This window comes from Pseudomonas sp. P7758 (assembly GCF_013386485.1).
Taxonomy (GTDB): Bacteria; Pseudomonadota; Gammaproteobacteria; order Pseudomonadales; family Pseudomonadaceae; genus Aquipseudomonas.
The window spans coordinates 1-22,577 of sequence record NZ_JACARS010000050.1 but is presented as its reverse complement, the minus strand read 5'-3'; the positions used below and the strand labels follow the sequence as shown (position 1 = coordinate 22,577).

The window sequence follows — 22,577 nt, the reverse complement described above, 5'->3', positions numbered from 1 at the left end:
TCATGACCCCGGCCGAAGGCCGCGTGAAGATGGGCCTGACCAAGCGCGGCTAAGACACGCCGCACGACGCCCTGCAGGAACCGAATCAAATGTGGGAGCGGGCTTGCTCGCGAATGCGGTGGATCAGCCACCGAATGCATCACTGATACACCGCCTTCGCGAGCAAGCCCGCTCCCACATTTTGATCTTGGCTATATCAAGAATTTTTTATCCAACTGCAGGCGTTATGACTCTAATTCTAGGTATCGACCCCGGTTCGCGAATCACCGGCTTTGGCGTGGTCCAACAGACCCCGCGAGGCTGCGTGTACGTGGCGTCGGGCTGTATCCGTACCGGCGCCGGCGAGTTGGCCGAGCGCTTGCAGATCGTGTATCGCGGCGTGCGTGAAGTGATCCAGACCTATGGGCCAGTGACCATGGGCATCGAAAAAGTGTTCATGGCGAAAAACGCCGACTCCGCCCTGAAGCTCGGCCAGGCCCGCGGTGCGGCCATTGTGGCCGGAGCCGAGGAGGGCATGGAGATCGCTGAATACACCGCGACCCAGGTCAAGCAAGCCGTGGTCGGTACCGGTGCTGCCAATAAAGAGCAGGTGATGATGATGGTCATGCACATGCTCAAACTCACCGCCAAACCGCAAATCGATGCCTCCGACGCCCTGGCCATTGCCATTTGCCATGCCCATACCCGTTCCAGCCTGATGCCCCATGGCTTGGGGACCGCACGCAGTCGTGGCGGCCGGCTGCGTCTCTGATAGCATCAGCGCATTCATTCTGCGTGGGGTGCATGAACGGCCTGTGCTGTCGGCCGGCATGCCCGCGTTATTACCGGCCAGGCCTTGATTTGAGCCGATTCTTAAGGATTCGAACGTGATTGGACGCTTGCGCGGCACCCTGGCTGAGAAACAGCCACCGCACCTGATTCTGGATGTAAACGGGCTGGGTTATGAGCTTGAAGTGCCCATGACCACCCTCTACCGCTTACCGTCGGTCGGTGAACCGCTGACCCTGCACACTCACCTGGTGGTGCGCGAAGACGCGCAATTGCTCTATGGGTTCGTTGGCAAGCGTGACCGGGATTTTTTCCGTGAGCTGATCCGCCTCAACGGCGTGGGGCCGAAGCTGGCGCTGGCGCTGATGTCGAGCCTGGAAGTGGATGAATTGGTGCGCTGTGTGTCGGCCCAGGACACGTCCGCGCTGACCAAGGTACCGGGCGTTGGCAAGAAAACCGCCGAGCGCCTGCTGGTGGAGCTCAAAGACCGCTTCAAGGCCTGGGAGGTTGTGCCGAGCATGTTTGCCCTGGTGCCCAACCAGCCTGATGCGCCGGGTGTGCCGGTGGCCAGCGCTGAAAGCGATGCGGTCAGCGCGCTGATCTCCCTGGGCTACAAGCCGCAAGAGGCGAGCAAGGCCGTGTCAGCCATCAAGGACAAGAACCTGAGCAGCGAAGACATGATCCGCCGCGCCCTGAAGGGAATGATTTAAGTGATTGAAGCTGATCGTCTGATCGCGGCCACCGGGCCTCGTGATCGTGAAGAAATCCAGGACCGGGCGATTCGCCCCCTGAGCCTTGCCGAATACATCGGCCAGCCCACCGTGCGCGAGCAGATGGAGCTGTTCATCCAGGCCGCGCGCGGGCGCAGCGAGTCCCTGGACCACACGTTGATCTTCGGCCCGCCCGGGCTCGGCAAGACCACCCTGGCCAACATCATCGCGCAGGAAATGGGCGTGTCGATCAAGTCCACCTCCGGCCCCGTGCTGGAGCGCCCGGGCGACCTGGCGGCGCTGCTGACCAACCTGGAGCCCCACGACGTACTGTTTATCGACGAGATCCACCGGCTTTCGCCCATCGTCGAGGAAGTACTGTACCCGGCCATGGAAGACTTCCAACTGGACATCATGATCGGTGAAGGCCCGGCGGCGCGCTCGATCAAGCTCGACCTGCCACCGTTCACGCTGGTGGGTGCGACCACCCGTGCGGGCATGCTGACCAACCCGCTGCGAGACCGTTTCGGGATTGTTCAACGTCTAGAGTTCTATAGCACGGCGGATCTGGCCACCATCGTCAGCCGTTCGGCGAGCATCCTTGGCTTGCCCCTGGACCCGGAAGGCGCCTTTGAAATCGCCCGCCGCGCCCGTGGTACCCCGCGGATTGCCAACCGTCTGCTGCGCCGGGTGCGCGACTTTGCCGAAGTGCGGGCCAAGGGGCATATCACCAAGCCCGTGGCAGACCTGGCGCTGAACCTGCTGGATGTGGATGAGCATGGCTTTGATCACCAGGACCGGCGCCTGCTGTTGACCATGATCGAGAAGTTCGACGGCGGCCCGGTGGGCGTGGACAGCCTCGCCGCCGCCATCAGCGAAGAGCGGCATACGATTGAGGATGTACTGGAGCCGTATCTGATTCAGCAGGGCTACATCATGCGCACGCCAAGGGGGCGTGTGGTCACCCGGCATGCGTATCTGCACTTTGGGTTAAACATTCCGTCACGATTGGGCGAGATGCCCGTAGTAGACGAATTCCTCGATGCAGTAGACGATTAAAAACGCTTGGCGATTCGATTTATTCGGAGTTTGTGCTGTCCTAGTGGCTGGCGTCGTCATTCTTTCGTTAGAAATGTGCCACAGAATGAAAAACAGTTGCCTGGCCGGATTGGCAACCTGAGGAGTAAGCACTAGAGTATGCGCGCGCAAAACGGGGATCAGTCGTTCGCACATCGCTGTCGCGTTTATTACGAGGACACCGATGCTGGCGGCATCGTTTATTACGTCAATTACCTAAAGTTCATGGAGCGGGCTCGAACCGAGCGGCTACGGGAGCTGGGCTTTGCCCAATCCCAGCTGGCAGGGGAGGACCTGTTGTTTGTCGTGCATTCCAGCGAGGCGCGTTACCACGCGCCGGCGCGACTGGACGACGAGCTGCTGGTCAGCGCAGAAATAACCGAATTGAACCGTGCCAGCCTGCGCTTTAAACAGCAGGTCAGGCGGGCTACGGATGCAACGCTGCTCTGTGAGGGGCAGTTCCTGGTGGCCTGTGTTCGCACCAATAGTTTGAAACCCCGGGCCATTCCCGAAACTCTACGCGCGGCCTTTGCCGGCGTGAGCGGCGCGGGTAAACATTCAGAGCAGGAGATTTAGCGTGGAACCTACCGTCGTCGACCATTCCTCCATGTGGAGCCTGGTCAGCAATGCCAGTGTCGTGGTTCAACTGGTGATGCTGGTCCTGGTAGCCGCATCGGTTACCTCTTGGGTCATGATTTTTCAGCGCAGCAACCTGCTGCGTGCTGGTCGACGTGCCCTGGAGAGCTTCGAAGAGCGCTTCTGGTCGGGTATCGACCTGTCCAAGCTGTACCGCCAGGCGGGCAGCAACCCGGACCCGGATTCGGGCGTCGAGCAGATCTTCCGCGCCGGCTTCAAGGAATTCTCCCGTCTGCGTCAGCAGCCAGGCGTTGACCCGGAAGCGGTCATGGAAGGCGTGGCCCGTGCCATGCGCGTCGCCATCTCCCGCGAAGAAGAAAAGCTTGAGCAAAGCCTGCCGTTCCTCGCCACCGTAGGTTCCGTCAGCCCGTATATCGGCCTGTTCGGTACCGTATGGGGGATCATGAACTCCTTCCGCGGCCTGGCCCAGGCCCAGCAAGCGACCCTGGCCACCGTGGCCCCGGGTATCGCCGAAGCGCTGATCGCCACCGCCATCGGCCTGTTCGCAGCTATTCCCGCAGTAATCGCCTACAACCGTTTTGCCGCTCGTGGCGAAACCTTGATCAGCCGTTACTACACCTTCGCCGATGAATTCCAGGCGATCCTGCACCGTAAAGTGCACACCAGCGAAGAATAAGCAGGTAATTCCCAATGGCTTTAATCGCTCGAGCTCGCAAAAAGCGCAAGCCGGTCGCCGAGATGAACGTGGTGCCTTACATCGACGTGATGCTGGTGCTGCTGGTTATCTTCATGGTGACCGCGCCGATGCTCAATCAGGGCGTGAAGGTTGATCTGCCCAAGGTTTCCAGCGAAGCCTTGCCGCAGGACAACAACACCCAGGTCCTGACCATTTCGATCAAGGCTGACAAGACCTATTACTGGAACCTTGGCAGCGAAGTCGACACTCAGAAACAGCAGGACAAGGCCATGACCTTGCCGCAGATGACTGATGCCGTGACCAAGATCATTCGCGCCGGCAACGAAGGTGGCAAGCACACCCAGGTGTTCATTCGCGGCGACAAGGTCGTCGACTACGGCTCCGTCATGGGCGCCATGGGCGGGCTGCAGAAGGCCGGGGTCGGTAATGTTGGCTTGATTACCGAGGCGCCCTGATGCACCAACAGCGAGAGCCGTCCGCCTCGGAAAGCTACTTCTGGCCTAGCGTCTGGGCAATTGCCCTGCACGTCCTGGTGTTTGGCATGCTGTTCGTCAGCTTTGCCATGACCCCGGACCTGCCGCCAGCCAAGCCGATCGTGCAGGCGACCCTGTATCAGCTGAAATCGAAAAGCCAGGCCACCACCCAGACCAATCAGAAGATTGCGGGTGAGGCCCAGAAGTCGGCTGCGCGCCAGACTGAAGTCGAGCAGATGGAACAGAAGAAGGTCGAGCAGGAAGCGGTGAAGGCTGCTGCGGAACAAAAGAAAGAAGAGGCGGCTCAAAAGGCCGAGGAATCGAAAAAGGCTGACGAGGCGAAGAAAGCTGCAGAGGCGCAAAAGGCTGATGAAGCCAAGAAAGCCGATAAAGCTGCCGAAGCCAAGAAGGCTGAAGAGAAACAATTGGCTGATATAGCCAAGAAGAAATCTGAAGAAGAAGCCAAGAAGGCTGCCGAAGAAGAGGCCAAGAAAAAGGCCGCTGAAGACGCGAAGAAAAAGATAGTCGAAGACGCGAAGAAGAAAGCCGCGGACGACGCCAAGAAGAAAGCTGAAGCTGACGAGGCGAAGAAGAAGATCGCCGACGATGCGAAGAAGAAAGCTGCCGCCGATGCCTCCAAGAAAAAGGCCCAGGAAGCAGCGCGTAAATCGACCGAAGACAAAAAGGCCCAGGCCTTGGCCGATTTGCTTTCCGACACGCCGCAGCGCCAGCAAGCCTTGGCCGATGAACGTGGTGATGAAGTCGCGGGCAGTTTCGACGACCTGATTCGTTCACGGGCAGCGGAAGGGTGGACCCGTCCTCCTTCGGCACGTAAAGGCATGACAGTAGTGCTGCAGATCGGCATGTTGCCGGACGGTACGGTGACTTCGGTCAGCGTGGCCAAGTCCAGTGGCGACGGTTCGTTCGACAGTTCGGCGGTAGCAGCGGTCAAGAACATTGGCCGGTTGACCGAGATGCAGGGAATGAAACCAAGCGACTTCGCTCCCTACCGTTCATTCAAGATGACATTCACACCTGAGGATCTAGCCTTGTGAGAAACCTTCTTCGAGGAATGCTTGTCGTTATTTGCTGCATGGCAGGGATAGCGGCGGCGGATGAAAAGAACATCCTGGTCACCAGCGGTAGCGATCGGGCCACCCCGATCGCCGTTGTGCCGTTTGGCTGGCAGGGCGGCAGCGTGCTGCCGGACGACATGTCGCAGATCATCAGCGATGACCTGCGCAACTCCGGCTACTACGCACCGATCGACAAAGGCAACATGATCAGCCAGCCGACCCAGGCCAGCGAAGTCATCTTCCGTGACTGGAAAGCGCTGAACGCCCAGTACCTGATGGTGGGCAGCATCACGCCCGCCGGCGGTCGCCTGCAGATCCAGTACACCCTGTTCAACGTCGCGACCGAGCAGCAAGTGCTGACCGGCAGCGTGTCGGGCACCACGGATCAGCTGCGGGACATGGCGCACTACATCTCCGACCAGTCGTTTGAAAAACTGACCGGGATCAAGGGTGCCTTCTCCACGCGCTTGCTCTATGTAACGGCCGAGCGTTTTTCGGTAGACAACACTCGTTACACTTTGCAGCGTTCCGACTATGACGGCGCGCGTGCAGTGACGTTGCTGCAATCCCGTGAGCCGATCCTGTCGCCGCGTTTCGCGCCAGATGGCAAGCGTATCGCCTACGTGTCCTTTGAACAGAAGCGTCCACGGATCTTCGTCCAGCACATCGATACCGGTCGCCGTGAGCAGATCACCAACTTCGAAGGCCTGAATGGCGCGCCAGCCTGGTCGCCGGATGGTTCACGCCTGGCATTCGTATTGTCCAAGGATGGCAACCCGGACATCTACGTGATGAACATGGCTTCGCGCCAACTGAGCCGTGTTACCAGCGGCCCGGGCATCAACACCGAACCGTTCTGGGGCAAGGATGGCTCGACCATCTACTTCACCTCCGACCGTGGCGGCAAGCCGCAAGTCTACAAAACCAGCGTCAACGGCGGCGGCGCCGAACGAGTGACCTTTATTGGTAACTACAACGCTGCACCTAAGCTTTCGGCTGATGAAAAGACGTTGGTGATGATTCACCGTCAGGATGGTTTCACTAATTTCCGGGTTGCGGCCCAGGATTTGCAGCGTGGAACCGTAAAAATCCTTACAGATACCAACCTTGATGAGTCAGCTACTGTTGCGCCCAACGGCACCATGGTAATCTACGCCACCCGCCAGCAGGGCCGGGGAGTCTTGATGCTCGTGTCCATTAATGGACGCGTAAGGCTCCCGCTTCCTACCGCTCAAGGCGAAGTCAGAGAACCGTCCTGGTCCCCTTACCTGAACTGACGCGGCGCTACAAAAAGAAGTACTTAACACACTGGGGTTCATTAGGAGTTTCACGATGGAAATGCTGAAGTTTGGTAAGTTTGCTGCTCTGGCTCTGGCTCTGTCCGTAGCCGTTGGTTGCTCGTCTAAAGGCGGCGACAATGCCGGTGAAGGCGCAGCTGTTGATCCAAACGCTGGTTACGGCGCTAACACTGGTGCAGTTGACGGCTCCCTGAGCGAAGAAGCTGCTCTGCGCGCTATCACCACTTTCTACTTCGAATACGACAGTTCGGACCTGAAACCAGAAGCCATGCGCGCTCTGGACGTTCACGCGAAGGACCTGAAAGCTAACGGCGCTCGCGTTGTTCTGGAAGGTAACACCGACGAACGTGGTACTCGTGAGTACAACATGGCACTGGGCGAGCGTCGTGCGAAAGCCGTTCAGCGCTACCTGGTTCTGCAAGGTGTTGCTCCAGGCCAACTGGAACTGGTTTCCTACGGTAAAGAGCGTCCAGTTGCTACTGGCCACGACGAGCAGTCCTGGGCTCAAAACCGTCGCGTCGAACTGCGTAAGTAATTCGTCATGCGAACGTGCCGTCGTGCTCTAACTGTATTGGCTCTCAGCCTGGCACCGCTTGCGGTGTGGGCTGCGGTTCCTGTGGAAGATAGCAACTCTGGCTATAACAATAGCGGGAGCAGTTATCCGCCAGCGGGTTATGGCACGAACGGCGCCTATGCCGGGGGCGCGGCAACTGCCGCGCCTTCGGCACAGGGCGAACTGTTCAACCAGCTGCAACGCATGCAGGATCAATTGTCGCAGCAACAAGGCACGATTGAGGTTCTGCAGAATCAAGTGAACCAGCTGAAGCAAGAAGGCCTGGAGCGTTACCAGGATCTTGATCGACGCATTGGAGCCGGCGTTACACCAGCCGCCACTCCTGATAATTCTTCTGCCGGTGGCGCCGCAAGCGCCGCCGGTGGTGCAGCAGCAGGGGCCGCGGCTGCGAGCCAAGCCCCTGCCGCCAGCAGCGAGCCGGGTGATCCAGCGAAGGAAAAGCTGTATTACGATGCAGCCTTCGACCTGATCAAAGCCAAGGATTTCGATAAGGCCAGCCAGGCTTTTACCGCATTCCTGCGCAAATACCCGAACAGCCAGTACGCGGGCAACGCCCAGTACTGGTTGGGTGAGGTGAACCTGGCCAAGGGTGATCTGCAGGGCGCAGGCCAGGCATTTGCCAAGGTCAGCCAGCTGTACCCCAAGCACGCCAAGGTGCCGGATTCGCTGTACAAACTGGCTGACGTAGAACGCCGCCTGGGTCATACCGACAAGGTCAAAGGCATTCTGCAGCAGGTGGTGGCCCAGTATCCGGGTACCTCTGCGGCCCAGTTGGCTCAGCGGGATCTGCAACGCATGTAAGCGTCGCAACCCGTTCAGAAGAAACCCGCGCCCTGCGCGGGTTTTTTCGTTAGAATCCACGCCCTTTTATGAAACACGCTTCCTGGGGTTTACGCGTTGGCGCAATTCCTTGAAGTGCCTGACGGAGGCGGACAGCCTGTTTAGCTGTTACGCCCGTGGCGACTATGCAAGACACATTACGTATCACCGAAGTTTTTTACTCGTTGCAGGGTGAAACGCGCACTGCCGGGCTACCCACTGTATTTGTGCGCCTCACCGGTTGCCCGCTGCGTTGCCAGTACTGCGACAGCGCCTACGCCTTCAGCGGCGGCACCGTGCGCACCCTTGAAGACATCCTTGAGCAGGTGGCCGGTTACCGGCCGCGTTATGTCTGCGTCACGGGTGGCGAGCCCCTGGCACAGCCCAATGCCATTCCCTTGCTCAAGCAGTTGTGCGATGCCGGTTACGAGGTGTCCCTGGAAACCAGCGGCGCCCTCGATATCTCTGCAGTCGACCCTCGGGTCAGCCGAGTCGTCGACCTCAAGACCCCAGGCTCCAAGGAAGTGCACCGCAACCGCTACGAGAACATTGAGCTGCTGACGGCCAACGACCAGGTCAAGTTCGTCATCTGTTCCCGTGAAGACTACGACTGGGCGACCTCCAAGCTGATCCAGTATGGCCTGGACCGCCGGGCCGGCGAAGTGCTGTTTTCCCCCAGCCATCATGACCTGAATGCTCGCGACCTGGCCGACTGGGTCGTTGCAGACAACCTTCCGGTGCGTCTGCAACTGCAGCTGCACAAGTACCTGTGGAACGATGAGCCGGGGCGCTGAGATGACTGATCAAAAACGTGCGGTGATCCTGCTGTCCGGCGGCCTCGACTCCGCGACCGTGGTCGCCATGGCCCGTGCAGAAGGCTACAGCTGCTACACCATGAGCTTCGACTACGGCCAGCGTCACCGTGCCGAACTGAACGCTGCCGCCCGTGTCGCCCGAGACCTGGGCTCGGTGGAGCACAAGGTGATCGGCCTGAGTCTCGACGGCATGGGTGGCTCGGCGCTGACCGACAGCTCCATAGACGTGCCGCAAGGCCCCAGCGAAGGCATTCCGGTGACCTACGTGCCGGCACGCAACACGGTCTTCCTGTCCCTGGCCCTCGGCTGGGCCGAGGTGCTCAATGCCCGCGACATCTTCATCGGCGTCAACGCCCTGGACTACGCCGGATACCCGGACTGCCGCCCCGAGTACATCGAGTCGTTCGAGCGCATGGCCAACCTGGCGACCAAGGCCGGTGTAGAAGGGCAGGGCTTTCGCATCCTGGCGCCACTGCAGAACCGTAGCAAGGCCGATATCGTGAAGGCAGGCGTAGGACTTGGCGTCGATTACTCGCTGACTGTTTCCTGCTATCAGGCAGACACTGATGGTCGCGCTTGTGGGAAATGCGACAGCTGCCGACTGCGTGCAGAGGGCTTCCAAGCGGCCGGAATTACTGACCCAACGCGTTATTTCTGATTTATTTTAAATAAGGTGTTGAATAATCCTTAGAAATCAGTATTATACGCGCCACCACACAGCGGGTCGTTAGCTCAGTTGGTAGAGCAGTTGGCTTTTAACCAATTGGTCGTAGGTTCGAATCCCACACGACCCACCATTTTTGGCGGTTTAGAAAATCCGGAAGGCCCACGCAAGTGAGGATTTCCGGGTTTTTTTTTGCCCAGTAAAAAGCCGATCACTCTCGCGACAGAGAGTGATCGGCTTTTTTGTTAAAGCTAGCCAAACCGCCCGGTGATGTAGTCCTCGGTCTGTTTCATCTTCGGCTTGGTGAAGATCTCATCCGTATTGCCATGCTCAATCAGTTCGCCCATGAACATGAACGCCGTGCTGTCCGACACCCGGGCGGCCTGCTGCATGTTGTGGGTCACGATGATCACCGTGTATTGCTCTTTCAGCTCGGTGATCAACTGCTCGATGCGCCCGGTGGAAATCGGGTCGAGCGCCGAGGTCGGTTCATCCAGCAACAATACCTGCGGGCGCAGCGCAATGGTGCGGGCGATGCACAGGCGTTGCTGTTGTCCGCCTGAAAGACTCTGGGCGCTCTGCTTGAGTTTGTCCTTCACCTCATCCCACAGCGCGCCGCCGCGCAAGGCTTGCTCGACTCGATCATCCATTTCCCGGCGCGACAGCTTTTCGTGGTGACGCACGGCATAGGCGATGTTGTCGTAGATCGACATCGGGAACGGTACCGGCTTCTGGAAGACCATTCCGACGTGGCTGCGCAGGCGGTTCATCGAATAGCCGGGGGCGAGGATGTTTTCGCCATTGAGCAGCACTTCACCGCGGGCTTCCTGCTTCGGGTACATCGAGTAGATACGGTTGAACACCCGCAGCAAGGTCGACTTGCCGCAGCCCGATGGGCCGATGATCGCGGTGATGCGTTTTTCCGGAATGTCGATGTCGATGGATTTCAGCGAATGTTGGTTGTTGTAGAAAAACTCCAACCCACGGACACGGATTTTGGTTTTTTCAGGATCAAGGCGGGTCGATTGCATCAGTGGGACCTATTGCGCAAAAGAATCAGGCGAGACAGCAAGCTCAGCACCAGCACGAACATCGTCAGTACCAAGGCGCCTGCCCATGCGAGGGAGTGCCAGTCATCGAAGGGGCTCATGGCGTACTGGAAAATAACCACCGGCACGCTGGCAATCGGCTTGAGCAGGTTGCTGCTCCAGAACTGGTTGCCGAAGGCGGTGAACAGCAGCGGCGCGGTTTCCCCGGTAATCCGCGCCAGCGCCAGCAGGATGCCGGTCACCACGCCGGCCTTGGCCGCTCTCAACACGATCTGCAACGTCAGTTTCCACTGGGGTACGCCCAGGGCCAGGGCCGCCTCGCGCATGGTGGAAGGTTGCAGTTGGAGCATCTCGTCGGTCGTGCGCACCACCACCGGAATCACCAGCAAGGCCAGCGCCAGGGCACCGGCAATGGCGGAGAAACCTACCTGGTGATTGGTCAGCAGGTTCAGCGGCAGGATCACCCCGGTGTAGATGAACAGACCCAGCACGATCGAAGGCGCGGACAGCAGGATGTCGTTGATGAAACGCACCGTGGTACCCAGGCGCGAGTGCCGTGCGAATTCCGCCAGCCAGATACCGGCCATCAGTCCGATGGGCGTGCCAATCAGCAGCGCAATCCCGGACATCAGGGCGCTGCCATAAAACGCGTTGGCCAGGCCGCCGTCTGTTCCGGGTGGCGGCGTCATCTCGGTAAACAGGCGCAGGTTGAGCGCCTGAAAGCCGTTGATGATGGTGGTCAGCAGAATCCACGCCAGCCACAGCAGGCCAAAGACTGTCGCGCCACAACTGAGCAGCATGGCCACCCGGTTCTTCAAGGCACGCTTGCGGTACAGGCGTTCGTTGCTGCTCATAGGCCCTCCTTGCGGGACAGGCGCATGAGCATCAGCCGCGCCAGTGCCAGCACCACGAATGTCACGATAAACAGCAGGAAGCCCAGGGCGATCAGCGCCGAACGATGCAGGTCGGTGTACGCCTCGCTGAACTCGTTGGCGATGACGGACGCGATGGAACTGCTGGGCATCAGCAACGAGGCGGAGAACTGTTGCGCGTTGCCCAGCACGAAGGTCACGGCCATGGTTTCACCCAGGGCGCGGCCGAGGCCGAGAAAGATCCCGCCGACCACGGCCGAACGGGTGTAGGGCAGGACGATGTCCCACACCACTTCCCAGGTAGTACTGCCCAGTGCGTAGGCCGACTCCTTCAATTGAGTCGGCACACTGCGGAAAACCTCATGCATCACCGACGTGATGAACGGCGTGATCATGATCGCCAGCACGATGCCGGCGGTCAGCATCCCGATGCCCAGCGGCGGCCCCTGGAACAGCGAGCCAATAAACGGAAGCGCACCCAGGTAGTCATTGATCCAGGGTGACAAGTGTTCAGCCATAAAGGGCCCGAAAACAAACAGGCCCCACATGCCATAGATAATCGAGGGAATGCCCGCGAGCAATTCAACGGCGGAGGCGACCGGCATTCTGAGCCAGGGCGGCGCCACTTCGGTGAGGAAAATAGCGATGCCGAAACTCACCGGCACCGCAATCAGCAACGCCAGCAACGAGGTGACCAAGGTGCCGTAGATCGGTACCAGGGCGCCAAAGTGGTTGTTGACCGCATCCCACTCGGTGCTGGTGATGAAACCGAAACCGAAGGTCTTGAAGGCCAGGCCACCGCCCCACAGGGTGGAGGCGGCGATGCTTGCCAAGAGCAGCAGCACCAGCATCGCGGCCCCGAACATCGAGCGTTTGAACCACAGATCGTGGCGCTGATCGCGAGCGGCGCGGCTATCACCCGACACGTCGCTTGCGTGAGTAGTCATAACCAAGGGTTGCACGGTGTCGTTCATATCAGAAGTGCTCACCCGCCTCCATCAAGCATGCACATGCTTGAGGAAGGGGGCTATAGAGGCGGATCAGTGGGCGAAGTCAGACTTCCAGTAACCTTCGATCCGGGTCACGAGGGAATCGGGCAACGCTACGTAGTCCAATGCCGCAGCCTGCTGCTGACCTTTCTCCAACGACCATTTGAAGAAGTTGAAAGCGGCCTGGCTTTGCTCAACGTTTTTTGCCTGCTTGTACATGATGATCCAGGTGGTCGCCGTGATCGGCCACGCGTTCTCGCCCGGTGCGTTGGTCATGATCAGGTTGAAGTCATGGGCGTTGGCCCAATCGGCAGTATCAGCCGCTGCCTGGAAGGCCTTGGCGTTGGGCTCGACGAATTTGCCGGACGCGTTCTTCAGTGAGGCGTAGGTCATCTTGTTTTGCAGGGCGTAGGCGTATTCAACAAAGCCGATGGAGTTCTTGATCTGCTTCACGTAGGCCGAAACACCTTCGTTACCCTTGCCGCCCACACCGACCGGCCACGGCACGGTGGTGCCGAAACCGATTTTGGTTTTCCAGCCATCACTGACCTTGGAGAGGTAGTTGGTGAAGTTGTACGAGGTGCCCGAGCCGTCCGAGCGGTGGACCACGGTGATATTCGCGCCCGGCAGTTTCAAGCCGGGGTTGAGGGCGGCAATCGCCGGGTCGTTCCAGGCCTTGATGTCACCGAGGAAGATCTTCGCCAGCACATCACCATCGAGTTTCAGCTGGCCAGCTGCAACGCCCTCGACGTTCATCACCGGCACGATGCCGCCAATCACGCTTGGGAATTGGCCGAGGCCGCCGGCCTTCAGTTCATCCGCCGACAGCGGCGCGTCGGACGCACCGAAGTCCACGGTAGCCGCCTTGATCTGGGCGATACCACCACCGGAGCCGATGGACTGGTAGTTGATCCGGTCACTGGAGCTTTTGCTGTATTCCTGGGACCACTTGGACAGCACCGGGTAGACGAAACTGGAGCCTGCGCCCGTGACGTCAGTGGCGTGAGCGACACCACTCAGGCACAGGGCAGTGAACAACACTGACAGACTCTTTTTGGTCAGCAACATCACGACGACACCTCAAAGGAAGGGGGCAGGTGGAGGACTCCACCTGCCTGGGACGTGACGATTTAATTCCTGAAATGTGTCTGTTTAATGACGGTTTGGCTTTATGAAGAAACATTTAGAAATATCTGTGGGCGACCCCGGAAGGGATGCTCCGAGGTCGCTGCACTGATCAACCCTGGCTGCGCACCAGGATCGACTCATCGATCTGGGCGATCGACGTGACTCCGGTCAACGTCATGGCCACGCGCATTTCCTTGGCGAAGATATCCAGCAGGTTCTCCACGCCACGCTGCCCGTCGGCGGCCAGTGCGTAAGCCTGTGCACGGCCCAGCAGAACGCCCTTGGCGCCCAGCGCGAGCATGCGCACCACGTCCAGCCCCGAGCGTACGCCGGAGTCCACCAGCACCGTCAGATCGCTGCCCACGGCTTGTACGATAGGCGCCAGTGCCTTGGCTGTGGACAGCACGCCATCCAACTGGCGCCCGCCGTGGTTGGATACGACGATGCCGTCGGCACCAAAGCTCACCGCGTCCTTGGCATCCTGTGGGTCGAGGATGCCTTTGATGATCATCGGGCCTTTCCAGAATTCGCGGATCCACTCCAGGTCTTTCCAACTGATGGAAGGGTCGAAGTTGTTGGCCAGCCAGCCGATGTAGTCCTTCAGTTGGGTGGGCTTGCCCAGGTACTTGGAGATGTTGCCCAGGTCGTGGGGGCGACCCAGCAGGCCCACATCGAAGGCCCAGGCCGGTTTGGTCATGGCCTGCAGGATTTGGCGTTGCGGCCCGTAGGCACCGGACATACCCGAATGGGCGTCGCGATAACGCGCGCCGGGGGTGGGCATGTCGACCGTGAACACGAGGTTTTTCACCCCGGCGGCCTGGGCGCGCTCCAGGGCGTTTTTCATGAAGCCGCGGTCTTTCAGCACATACAGCTGAAACCAGATCGATTGCGGGCTCTGGGACGCTACTTCCTCGATCGGGCACACGGAAACGGTCGACAGGCAAAACGGAATGCCCTTGTTCGCTGCCGCCTTCGCCGCCTGGACTTCACCACGCCGGGCAAACATGCCGGTCAGGCCCACCGGGCTGAGGACCACCGGCATCGCCAATGGCTGGTCGAACAACGTGGTTTCAAGGCTCAGGCTTTCGACGTTGCGCAGGATGCGCTGGCGCAGGCTGATATCCGACAGGTCGGAGCTGTTGGCCCTGAGGGTGTGTTCGGCGTAGGCGCCGCCGTCGATGTAGTCGAACAGGAAACGCGGCAGTTTGCGGCGGGCGGCTTCGCGGTAATCCGATGCAGACGAAATGATCATGAACAGTGATGCCCCGAGTGAAGAAAACGGTGGGGTGAGGATAGACAAAGGCCTTTCATGGTAAAAACAACTTTTCCAACTTGAATCAAGTCGCAAACGGAATACTCATGAACCTTCGTACGTTGCTGGCCTTTGTCGAAGTAGTTCGCCAGGGCAGCTTCTCACAAGCAGCCGAGGTGGTTTCGCTCACCCAGTCTACCGTCAGCAAGGCGGTCAAGACTCTGGAAGATGAATTGGGCACGCCGCTGTTCAATCGCATCGGCCACAAGAGCGAGCTCACGGCCGCCGGCGAAATTGCCTACCGCCGAGCGCTGGTGTTGCTGGCGGAGCGCAGTGACCTGGTGGCCGAGATCAACGACTTGCTGGGGCTCAAGCGCGGTGTATTGCGCATCGGCTTGCCGCCGGTGGGCAGTGGGGTGCTGTTTGCGGCGATGTTTGCCTTGTATCGACAGCGTTATCCGGAAATCGAGATCGAGCTGATCGAGCATGGCAGCAAGAAGTTGGGCGAATGCCTGGAGGCCGGGGAGGTGGACCTGGCCGCGTTGCTGGTACCGGTGGCGGGAGAATTTGAATATCAGGATGTGCGCGTCGAGCCACTGATGGTGGTGATGCCGATCGACCATCCTTTGGCCGGGCGTAAAAGCGTCGATTTTTCCGACCTGGCTGACTCGCCCTTTATTCTGTTCGAGGCCGGGTTTGCGCTTAACCGGATCATTCTCACAGCCTGCGAGCGCAGAGGCGTAGTCCCGCGTATCACCGCCCGCAGTGCCCAGATCGACTTTATCGTCGACCTGGTTGCCGCAGGCCTGGGTGTCGCGTTTCTACCGAGCATGCTGGCTTACAAACACCTGCACGCCGGCATCGCCCTGATCCAGCTGGACGAGCCCCAGACTGATTGGCACATCGCCCTGGCTTGGCGGCGACAGGCGCACTTGCCACCGGCGGCGCGGGCCTGGCTGGATCTGGCCCTGGAGATGGGGAATGTTCCGGACACGACCCGGCCTGCGGTCTAGCCTTGTGCGACCAGGGGCAGGCGGCTCTTGACGACTTTTTGCAGCAGCAGGGCCAGCACCTCGGTGGAATACGGCTTTTGCAGCAAGACAAAACGGCTGGCTTCTTCCTGGGCGATACGCGCGTATTCGTCGTTGTAGCCGGTGGTGAGCACCACCGGCAGCCATGGGTACAAGGCTTCGATTGCGTCCAGCAACTCCAGGCCACTCATGCCGGGCATGGAGATATCGGAGAACACCACCTGGAAGCTTTCTGGGTTGGGGGCCAGGGCTTCCAGCGCGCTGTTCGCATCCGGCACCCACAGCACGTGAAAGCCCATCTGTTCCAGGGTTTGCGAGGTGTACAGGCCCACATCGGCGTTGTCCTCGACCATCAGCACGCACAAGCCTGAGATGATGGGCGAAGCGCTGGTGTCTTGAGGTACCGGCATGGCACTTGGCTCGACCTTGGGCAGGTACAGCGTAAATTGGCTACCCCTGCCGCACTCGCTCTGTACCAGGATTTCCCCGCCTGATTGCTTGGCGAAGCCGTACACCTGGGACAAGCCCAGGCCGGTGCCCTGGCCGATACCCTTGGTGGTGTAGAAGGGCTCAAAGATCGCGTCGAGTTTTTCCGGCGGGATACCCGAGCCGGTGTCCGCCAGTTCGATGGTCACGTAATCGGCGACACGTACCGGGTGAGCGCGAACCGAGGGTAGCCAGCTTGCCGTCGAAACGGTGATGGTCAAATGCCCGTTGCCGGCCATGGCATCCCTGGCGTTCACCACCATGTTGACCAGCGCGGTATCGAACTGGCTTTCGTCGGCGTTGATAAAGCAGGCGTCGTCAGGCACCTGGATGCTTACCTTGACCCGTGAACCGGTCAGGCTGTCCATCATCTCGCCCACCCGCTTTACACTTTCGCCGACGTTGAACACCTCGGGTCGCAAAGCCTGGCGGCGGGCGAATGTGAGCAACTGGGCCGTCAGGCGGGCCGCGCGATCGACCGTGCTGGCGATGGCTTCCACGTATTTCACGCGGCGTGCTTCGCTCAGGGCAGGTGGCTTGAGCAAGTCGGCACAGGACTTGATCACCGTCAGCAGGTTATTGAAATCATGTGCGACACCGCCAGTGAGTTGGCCGATGGCTTCCAGTTTCTGTGACTGACGCAGGGCGTCTTCCGACAGTCGCAGGGCTTCCTTGGCTTCTTCCTCAGCCTGGATATCACGGCCCACGGCGTGGATGTAGTCGCTGTCGGGCACGGCCGTCCAGGCGATCATGCGGTAGCTGCCGTCCTGGTGGCGGTAACGGTTCTTGAAATTGGGGAAGTTCTTGCCATCGCCCAAACGGCTGACCGCCGAGGATGAGACGGCCAGGTCGTCGGGGTGAACCAGGGCCAGCAACTGGCTGCCCACCAGGTCGTTTTCGGCGTGGCCGAGCATGCGTGTCCAGGCCGGGTTCACGGCGGAGATCACACCGTCGAGTTGTGCCACCAGCATCAGGTCCGGCGACAGGCGCCAGATACGGTCGCGATCGCGAGTGCGTTCGACCACCCGCTGTTCCAGGGACTCGTTGAGTTTGCGCAGGGACTCTTCGGCTTCGCGCAGGGGCGTGATGTCCCGGGACACGCAGAGGATTTTCTCCGGCAGGCCGTCACTGCCCATGATCGGGCTGACGTTCACGTGCCACCATTTAAGGTTGCCGGCCAGGGTGTGGGCAGCGCCGACAAAGCTGGCATTGCGACCGGCCTTGGCGGCCTCAACGGCAGCCTTGGCATCGAGATTGCCCTGGTCGTGCCAGAAGTCGGGCCAGGGGCAGCCGCGGATCGCATTGAAGTCGCTGACTTCCATGATCTGCTTGCCGCCTTCGCTCATGAAGGTCAGGCGGGCGTCGAGGTCCAGCACCTTGATGCAATCGTTGATGCTGGCAAGCACGCGTTCGGTGAAGGCTTCGCTGTGGTTGAGGCCCGCGGCGGACAAATCACTCTCGCCAGATTCAGGTGGGCTGTTTGTCTCAGGACCCGTCCCGATAGTGCTATTCATTTGAGTGCTGCCACGCGTGTTAAATGGCCGTCATCATGTCATTGCGACACTTATATCACCAGCGCCTTCACGCATATTCGATGGCAGGCAATCCGGCCTGCTGCAAGCGTGACGGCGAGATTAAAACCCGTCAGTCATATTCAGGTTCCGGGGTCTGAATAAGTGCTGGAAAAACCGTCGAAGTCTTTGAAAAAAATAGGATTGTCGGACAATTTTGCGCATGAAAAACTCTTCATAATTTGCCCGCTCGAAGATTGGTAGCTTCCTCTCGCTGCCCAATAATTCGAGTTCTAATAATGAATAAAAAACTCTTCAAGAGCGCTTTGGCGCTGTCGATTTCCCTTGCCTCCACTTCCTTGTTTGCCGGTGGTTTTGCCCTCAACGAACAAAGCATCAGTTCAATGGGGACCGGTTACGCCGGGCGTTCCTCCTCCGCGGATGACGCCAGCACGGTGTTTGGCAACCCGGCGGGCATGTCTCGCCTCAAGCAGAATGAAGTGAGCATCGGGGCGACCTACCTGGATGCCAAGTCGAACATCAAGGATGCCAGCTCCAGCCAAGGTGGCGTGGACAACCCCGGCACCAACAAAGGCGATATGGTCCCCGGCATCGCCGTACCGATGGGCTACCTGGTGACGCCGATTGATGAACACTGGGCGTTTGGCCTGGGAATCTACGCGCCGTTCGGCCTCGTGACCGACTATGAACACAGCTTCCAGGGCAATGGCTTTGGCAACAAAAGCAAGGTTCAAGTCATCACGGTGCAGCCAACCGTCAGCTATGCCTTCAACGACAAGGTTTCGGTGGGCTTCGGTCCGACCTTCAACCGTATCAGTGGCGAACTGGACTCCAAGGTCCCGGCATTTGGCCTCGGCACGGAAAGCGTAAAGGTCAAGGGCGACGACACCGCCACCGGTTTCAACGCCGGTATCCTGGTGCAGCCGATTGAAAGCACGCGCATTGGTGTGACCTACCACTCGCAGGTTGTGTATCACCTGTCGGGCAAAACCAACGCCTCGGGGGTGCTCACCGACCTGGTGGATGGCGGCCCGCAGCGGTATGACGCCAAGCTGGATGTCACCACGCCGTCGTCCGTGGACTTCTCGGTCACCCATAAACTCAACGATGACTGGACCCTGTACGTCGGCAGCACCTACACCCGCTGGAGCCAGTTGAAGAAGATTACGATCAACAACAGTGGCGTCTCTGACCTCGCCACCGAACTGGCCGGCCTGAACTCCATCACCGAAGAACAGCACTGGCATGACACCTGGTCTCACGCCATCGGCCTGTCGTACCAGTTGAACAAGCAACTGGTGCTGCGTACCGGCTTTTCGGTGGACCAGACGCCCACCAACAACACCGACCGGTCCGTACGTATTCCTACGGGCGATCGCACGGTGTTCAGCTTGGGCGCTGGCTGGACGCCAGTGGATAACCTGACCTTCGACGTCGCTTATTCCTACCTGAAAGAAGAGCCGATCAAGGTCCGCGACAATAATCCGCAACTGGCGCTGACCTACGACGCCAAGTATGAAAACAGCGCCAACGGTTTCGGCGGTTCGGTGACTTACCGCTTCTGATGCACCGGAAGAGGGCAAAGAGTCAGTTTTCTGACATGGCTCTTTGCTAGCAATTGTATCGGTCGCGCTACCAAACCTTCCCTGTCTTGGTTAAATTGGCTGCAATCCAGCTCAAGACAGGGATCGTCATGACTACGCTTTCGCCGATCAGCTCCGCCATCGCCCTTACCAATCGACCCACCGTTACCCCGCCAGCTACGCAGGCGCCAGAAACGGACGCCGCTGCCGTGCGACCTTCCTCGGTGGTCAGCCTTGGCAATGTCACGGTGGACGTTCAAGCCGAGACATATTCCCGCAACGGCCAATTGCCCGGCCATGGGCCGATCAATGCCTGGGAAAGTGACAGCGACGATGCGGTCACCAAAGCGATCAGCACGAATTTCCCTGCACTGCCCAGAGGCACAGGCTTCAGCGGCCTGGGCGCCACCCTGATTGAGCAATTTGCGAAGAGCGGTACCGACATTTCCCAGTCGGCGCTGAGCACCAGCTCTTCCAGGACCCAAAGCCCCGCCGAACTCAAGGTTCAACAGGCGCTGCTGCACAGCAGGGCCGACAACCTGGTCAGCCTGACCGTCAAGACGGCCAGCGGCAAGACCGTCACCTTCAGCCTGGCCAGCCAGTTGGGAGGCTTGGCCGCGCAGGCGAAGGTGGACGGTGGCGCCCTCAGCGCCGCCGAACTCAAGGAAGTCGCCAAGTTGGGCGAAGCCTTCCAGGACGCGATCGACGGCCTGGCCGCCCAGCCGCCGAAACTCGAGCTGAGCAAGCTGACGCAGTTTGATTCCAGCGTATTGGCTTCGGTGGACCTCAGCGGCAAATTGAAAGTGAGCAATACTGACGACCTCACGCTTGCATTCCATGCGGACAGCCAGGGCCGCACCACGCGCATGAGTAGCCCGGCGGGGGAAGTGAATCTCTCGGTCGACCTGAAGAACGCCGGCATCCTCGGCAACGCCAAGCAACAGGCAATCGCGCTGAAAAGCTACCTGGCCCAGTTCGACAAGGCCCAGGCGCGGGGCAAGGCCAATGCTGACCTGATGGCGATGTTCAAGGATGCGTTTACCGCCATGAACAGCAACTACCCGCAGAGCGCCAAAGCGCCTGCGCCGCTGACCCGCAGCGCGGCAGATCAAGGCCTGCTGACGGGCCTGGCAGATTTCAAGGCCTCCATCAGCCAGGCGGCCAGCTCCCCCAACCCGGCGCGCCCAGGGGAAACCGATACGTTTGCCTATGGGATTTCCCAGAAAACGCGCATCGGCGGCAATGACCTCTCCAATCGCACGATCGATCAGGTCCAGCGATCAAGCCTCAAGGCCAGTTTCCATCAAGGCCTCGATGGCGGGAAGCCGCCGGCTTTCGATACCAGGCGCGAGTCGCAGAACTACCTCTATGTGCAGGTCGACGACAAGGCCAGCAGTGCGGCGAACATCACCTACAAGGATGGCTTCCTGACCAACGCCTCCGTGGACCAAAGCGCCAGTCAGAACACCCGCACCCAGCGATACGAGATGGCTCGACTGGTTAAAGACAGCGTGGTACCGAACGAGGCCACCAGCCATCGCGACTACCTGGTACTGCTGGAATATGCGGCGCGGGAAGGCAAGAGTGCCAAGGGCGCCGATGAAACCATCCTGAAGGATGCCCTGGCGAACATGCATCAGTGGGCGTTGCTGCAAGGCGATCCGTCCGCTTTGCCCGGTTAAACCGGTCGTTGTAAAAAAGGGAAACCCCTGGCCGGGTTTCCCTTTTTCATGCCTGGCCGAATCCCAGATTAGGCTTTTGAAACCATTCGATATTCTGTAGCCTTGCGCAGCTTCACCGTGCTTGATGAACACAATCACTTCGTCCGGCGGCGCCCGAAAGGCTCCAGAGCCGGTGGTACACTCGACTTTCGCGCAACTGCGCCTGCAGGTCTTGCGAACATGACGCAAATTTCCGAACGCCTTCTGGTCCAAGCCCACCTCGACGCCAAGCAGCCCAAGGTGCTGAGCGCCGAAGAAGAGGCGGGCTACCGCGCCGCCATCGCCGCCGAGCTCAAGGCTCAGGACGCGGTGCTGGTGGCACACTTCTACTGCGACCCGGTGATTCAGGCCCTGGCCGAAGAAACCGGTGGTTGTGTGTCCGACTCCCTGGAAATGGCCCGCTTCGGCGCGGCGCACCCGGCCAAGACCGTATTGGTGGCGGGCGTGCGATTCATGGGGGAGACGGCCAAGATCCTCACGCCTGAAAAACGCATCCTGATGCCGACACTGGAAGCCACGTGCTCTCTGGACCTTGGCTGCCCGGTGGATGAGTTCTCGGCATTCTGTGATCAGCACCCTGAGCGCACCGTGGTGGTTTATGCCAACACGTCGGCGGCGGTGAAAGCCCGTGCTGATTGGGTGGTGACTTCCAGTTGTGCGCTGGAGATTGTCGAAAGCCTGATGGATAACGGCGAGACGATTATCTGGGGGCCGGACAAGCACCTGGGCACCTATATCCAGCGTCAGACGGGTGCAGACATGTTGCTGTGGGATGGTGCGTGCATCGTGCACGAGGAGTTCAAGTCCAAGCAGTTGGAGGACATGAAGGCGTTGTACCCGGACGCGGCGATTCTGGTGCACCCGGAGTCGCCGACGTCGGTGATCGAGTTGGCGGATGCGGTGGGGTCTACCAGCCAGTTGATTGCGGCGGCGCAGCGGTTGCCGAACAAGACGTTTATCGTGGCCACCGACCGTGGCATTTTCTACAAGATGCAGCAGCTGTGCCCGGACAAGGTGTTTGTCGAGGCGCCGACGGCGGGGAATGGGGCGGCGTGTCGCAGTTGTGCGCATTGTCCCTGGATGGCGATGAATACTCTGGAGCGTACGCTGCAGTGTTTGCGTGAGGGGAGTAATGAGATTTTTGTTGAGCCTTCGGTGATTCCGCAGGCGGTTAGGCCGCTGAAGCGGATGTTGGATTTTACTCAGGCGGCTCGGTTGAGGTTGGCGGGGAATGCTTGATCTTGTTTGAGTACATATCCGTTATTTAGGTAACGGCCGCTTATGGTTCCGCTCTTACAGCGGGTCACTTTTGGCAAACGCCCCAAAAGTAACCAAAAGGTCTTTGCCCCACCACTCGGTGCCTCGC

General features: G+C 59.6%; 22 protein-coding genes and 1 tRNA gene. 17 read left to right on the top strand and 6 right to left on the bottom strand.

Annotation, left to right across the window (positions count from 1 at the left end; genetic code table 11):
- The first annotated feature begins 226 nt into the window (after nt 1-226).
- The 13 genes from ruvC (at nt 227) to HX873_RS10685 (ending at nt 9,701) form a co-directional block, all read left to right on the top strand.
- Nucleotides 227-751, top strand: a complete 525-nt coding sequence (ruvC, locus tag HX873_RS10745; protein ID WP_003209812.1) for a crossover junction endodeoxyribonuclease RuvC — start codon at nt 227-229, stop codon at nt 749-751.
- A gap of 115 nt (nt 752-866) precedes the next feature.
- Nucleotides 867-1,478 (top strand): Holliday junction branch migration protein RuvA, encoded by a 612-nt coding sequence (gene ruvA / locus HX873_RS10740; RefSeq protein WP_003209814.1) that lies wholly within the window; start codon nt 867-869, stop codon nt 1,476-1,478.
- Nucleotides 1,479-2,537 carry a Holliday junction branch migration DNA helicase RuvB gene (ruvB, locus tag HX873_RS10735; RefSeq protein ID WP_003209815.1) on the top strand — a complete coding sequence of 353 codons (1,059 nt, stop codon included), beginning with the start codon at nt 1,479-1,481 and terminating at the stop codon, nt 2,535-2,537.
- Nucleotides 2,538-2,675: 138 nt separating this feature from the next.
- On the top strand, nt 2,676-3,131 hold the full coding sequence (ybgC, locus tag HX873_RS10730; RefSeq protein ID WP_008432379.1) for a tol-pal system-associated acyl-CoA thioesterase: 456 nt from the start codon (nt 2,676-2,678) through the stop codon (nt 3,129-3,131).
- Nucleotide 3,132: 1 nt separating this feature from the next.
- Nucleotides 3,133-3,828, top strand: coding sequence for a protein TolQ (tolQ, locus tag HX873_RS10725; RefSeq protein ID WP_003209819.1), 696 nt, complete (start codon nt 3,133-3,135; stop codon nt 3,826-3,828).
- Between the two features lie 23 nt (nt 3,829-3,851).
- A complete protein-coding gene (tolR, locus tag HX873_RS10720) occupies nt 3,852-4,304 on the top strand; it encodes a protein TolR (protein WP_161635741.1) in 453 nt (150 codons plus the stop codon).
- Nucleotides 4,304-5,377, top strand: coding sequence for a cell envelope integrity protein TolA (tolA, locus tag HX873_RS10715; RefSeq protein ID WP_003209823.1), 1,074 nt, complete (start codon nt 4,304-4,306; stop codon nt 5,375-5,377). Before tolR ends, tolA begins: the two co-directional genes overlap by 1 nt.
- Before the next feature lie 17 nt (nt 5,378-5,394).
- Nucleotides 5,395-6,675, top strand: coding sequence for a Tol-Pal system beta propeller repeat protein TolB (gene tolB, locus HX873_RS10710; protein ID WP_032868196.1), 1,281 nt, complete (start codon nt 5,395-5,397; stop codon nt 6,673-6,675).
- Nucleotides 6,676-6,730: 55 nt separating this feature from the next.
- Entirely contained in the window at nt 6,731-7,231 is a 501-nt protein-coding gene (pal, locus tag HX873_RS10705; protein ID WP_003209827.1) for a peptidoglycan-associated lipoprotein Pal, read from the top strand.
- 6 nt (nt 7,232-7,237) lie between these two features.
- A complete protein-coding gene (gene ybgF / locus HX873_RS10700) occupies nt 7,238-8,071 on the top strand; it encodes a tol-pal system protein YbgF (RefSeq protein WP_023659229.1) in 834 nt (277 codons plus the stop codon).
- A gap of 164 nt (nt 8,072-8,235) precedes the next feature.
- Nucleotides 8,236-8,883: a 7-carboxy-7-deazaguanine synthase QueE gene (gene queE, locus HX873_RS10695; RefSeq protein WP_003209831.1), complete on the top strand. Its 648-nt coding sequence runs from the start codon at nt 8,236-8,238 to the stop codon at nt 8,881-8,883.
- A 1-nt stretch (nt 8,884) separates the two neighbouring features.
- Nucleotides 8,885-9,562 (top strand): 7-cyano-7-deazaguanine synthase QueC, encoded by a 678-nt coding sequence (gene queC, locus HX873_RS10690; protein WP_177122657.1) that lies wholly within the window; start codon nt 8,885-8,887, stop codon nt 9,560-9,562.
- A gap of 63 nt (nt 9,563-9,625) precedes the next feature.
- Nucleotides 9,626-9,701: transfer RNA gene (locus HX873_RS10685), tRNA-Lys, on the top strand.
- A gap of 118 nt (nt 9,702-9,819) precedes the next feature.
- Here the strand turns inward: HX873_RS10685 and pstB are convergent.
- The 5 genes from pstB to lldD form a co-directional block, all read right to left on the bottom strand.
- Nucleotides 9,820-10,599, bottom strand: coding sequence for a phosphate ABC transporter ATP-binding protein PstB (gene pstB / locus HX873_RS10680; protein WP_177122656.1), 780 nt, complete (start codon nt 10,597-10,599; stop codon nt 9,820-9,822).
- On the bottom strand, nt 10,599-11,471 hold the full coding sequence (gene pstA / locus HX873_RS10675; protein ID WP_003209837.1) for a phosphate ABC transporter permease PstA: 873 nt from the start codon (nt 11,469-11,471) through the stop codon (nt 10,599-10,601). The genes pstB and pstA overlap by 1 nt, the downstream gene beginning before the upstream one ends.
- Nucleotides 11,468-12,463, bottom strand: coding sequence for a phosphate ABC transporter permease subunit PstC (gene pstC / locus HX873_RS10670; protein ID WP_003209839.1), 996 nt, complete (start codon nt 12,461-12,463; stop codon nt 11,468-11,470). Before pstC ends, pstA begins: the two co-directional genes overlap by 4 nt.
- A gap of 66 nt (nt 12,464-12,529) precedes the next feature.
- Nucleotides 12,530-13,546, bottom strand: a complete 1,017-nt coding sequence (gene pstS / locus HX873_RS10665; protein ID WP_102369780.1) for a phosphate ABC transporter substrate-binding protein PstS — start codon at nt 13,544-13,546, stop codon at nt 12,530-12,532.
- Nucleotides 13,547-13,715: 169 nt separating this feature from the next.
- A complete protein-coding gene (gene lldD, locus HX873_RS10660; RefSeq protein WP_003209842.1) occupies nt 13,716-14,858 on the bottom strand; it encodes an FMN-dependent L-lactate dehydrogenase LldD in 1,143 nt (380 codons plus the stop codon).
- Nucleotides 14,859-14,965: 107 nt separating this feature from the next.
- Between lldD and HX873_RS10655 the strand changes: the two genes are divergently transcribed.
- Nucleotides 14,966-15,871: a LysR family transcriptional regulator gene (locus tag HX873_RS10655; protein WP_003209844.1), complete on the top strand. Its 906-nt coding sequence runs from the start codon at nt 14,966-14,968 to the stop codon at nt 15,869-15,871.
- On the opposite strand, the gene HX873_RS10650 is transcribed toward HX873_RS10655, so the two are convergent.
- A complete protein-coding gene (locus tag HX873_RS10650) occupies nt 15,868-17,826 on the bottom strand; it encodes a PAS domain-containing sensor histidine kinase (protein WP_087692901.1) in 1,959 nt (652 codons plus the stop codon). The two genes, HX873_RS10655 and HX873_RS10650, sit on opposite strands and share 4 nt — an antisense overlap.
- Before the next feature lie 359 nt (nt 17,827-18,185).
- Between HX873_RS10650 and HX873_RS10645 the strand changes: the two genes are divergently transcribed.
- The 3 genes from HX873_RS10645 to nadA all read left to right on the top strand — a co-directional run bounded on the left by HX873_RS10645 (nt 18,186) and on the right by nadA (nt 22,450).
- Nucleotides 18,186-19,472 carry an OmpP1/FadL family transporter gene (locus HX873_RS10645; RefSeq protein WP_008432395.1) on the top strand — a complete coding sequence of 429 codons (1,287 nt, stop codon included), beginning with the start codon at nt 18,186-18,188 and terminating at the stop codon, nt 19,470-19,472.
- Between the two features lie 128 nt (nt 19,473-19,600).
- Nucleotides 19,601-21,172 carry a lactate dehydrogenase gene (locus tag HX873_RS10640; protein WP_218170308.1) on the top strand — a complete coding sequence of 524 codons (1,572 nt, stop codon included), beginning with the start codon at nt 19,601-19,603 and terminating at the stop codon, nt 21,170-21,172.
- A 219-nt stretch (nt 21,173-21,391) separates the two neighbouring features.
- Nucleotides 21,392-22,450, top strand: coding sequence for a quinolinate synthase NadA (gene nadA / locus HX873_RS10635; RefSeq protein ID WP_003209852.1), 1,059 nt, complete (start codon nt 21,392-21,394; stop codon nt 22,448-22,450).
- Nucleotides 22,451-22,577 lie beyond the last annotated feature (127 nt).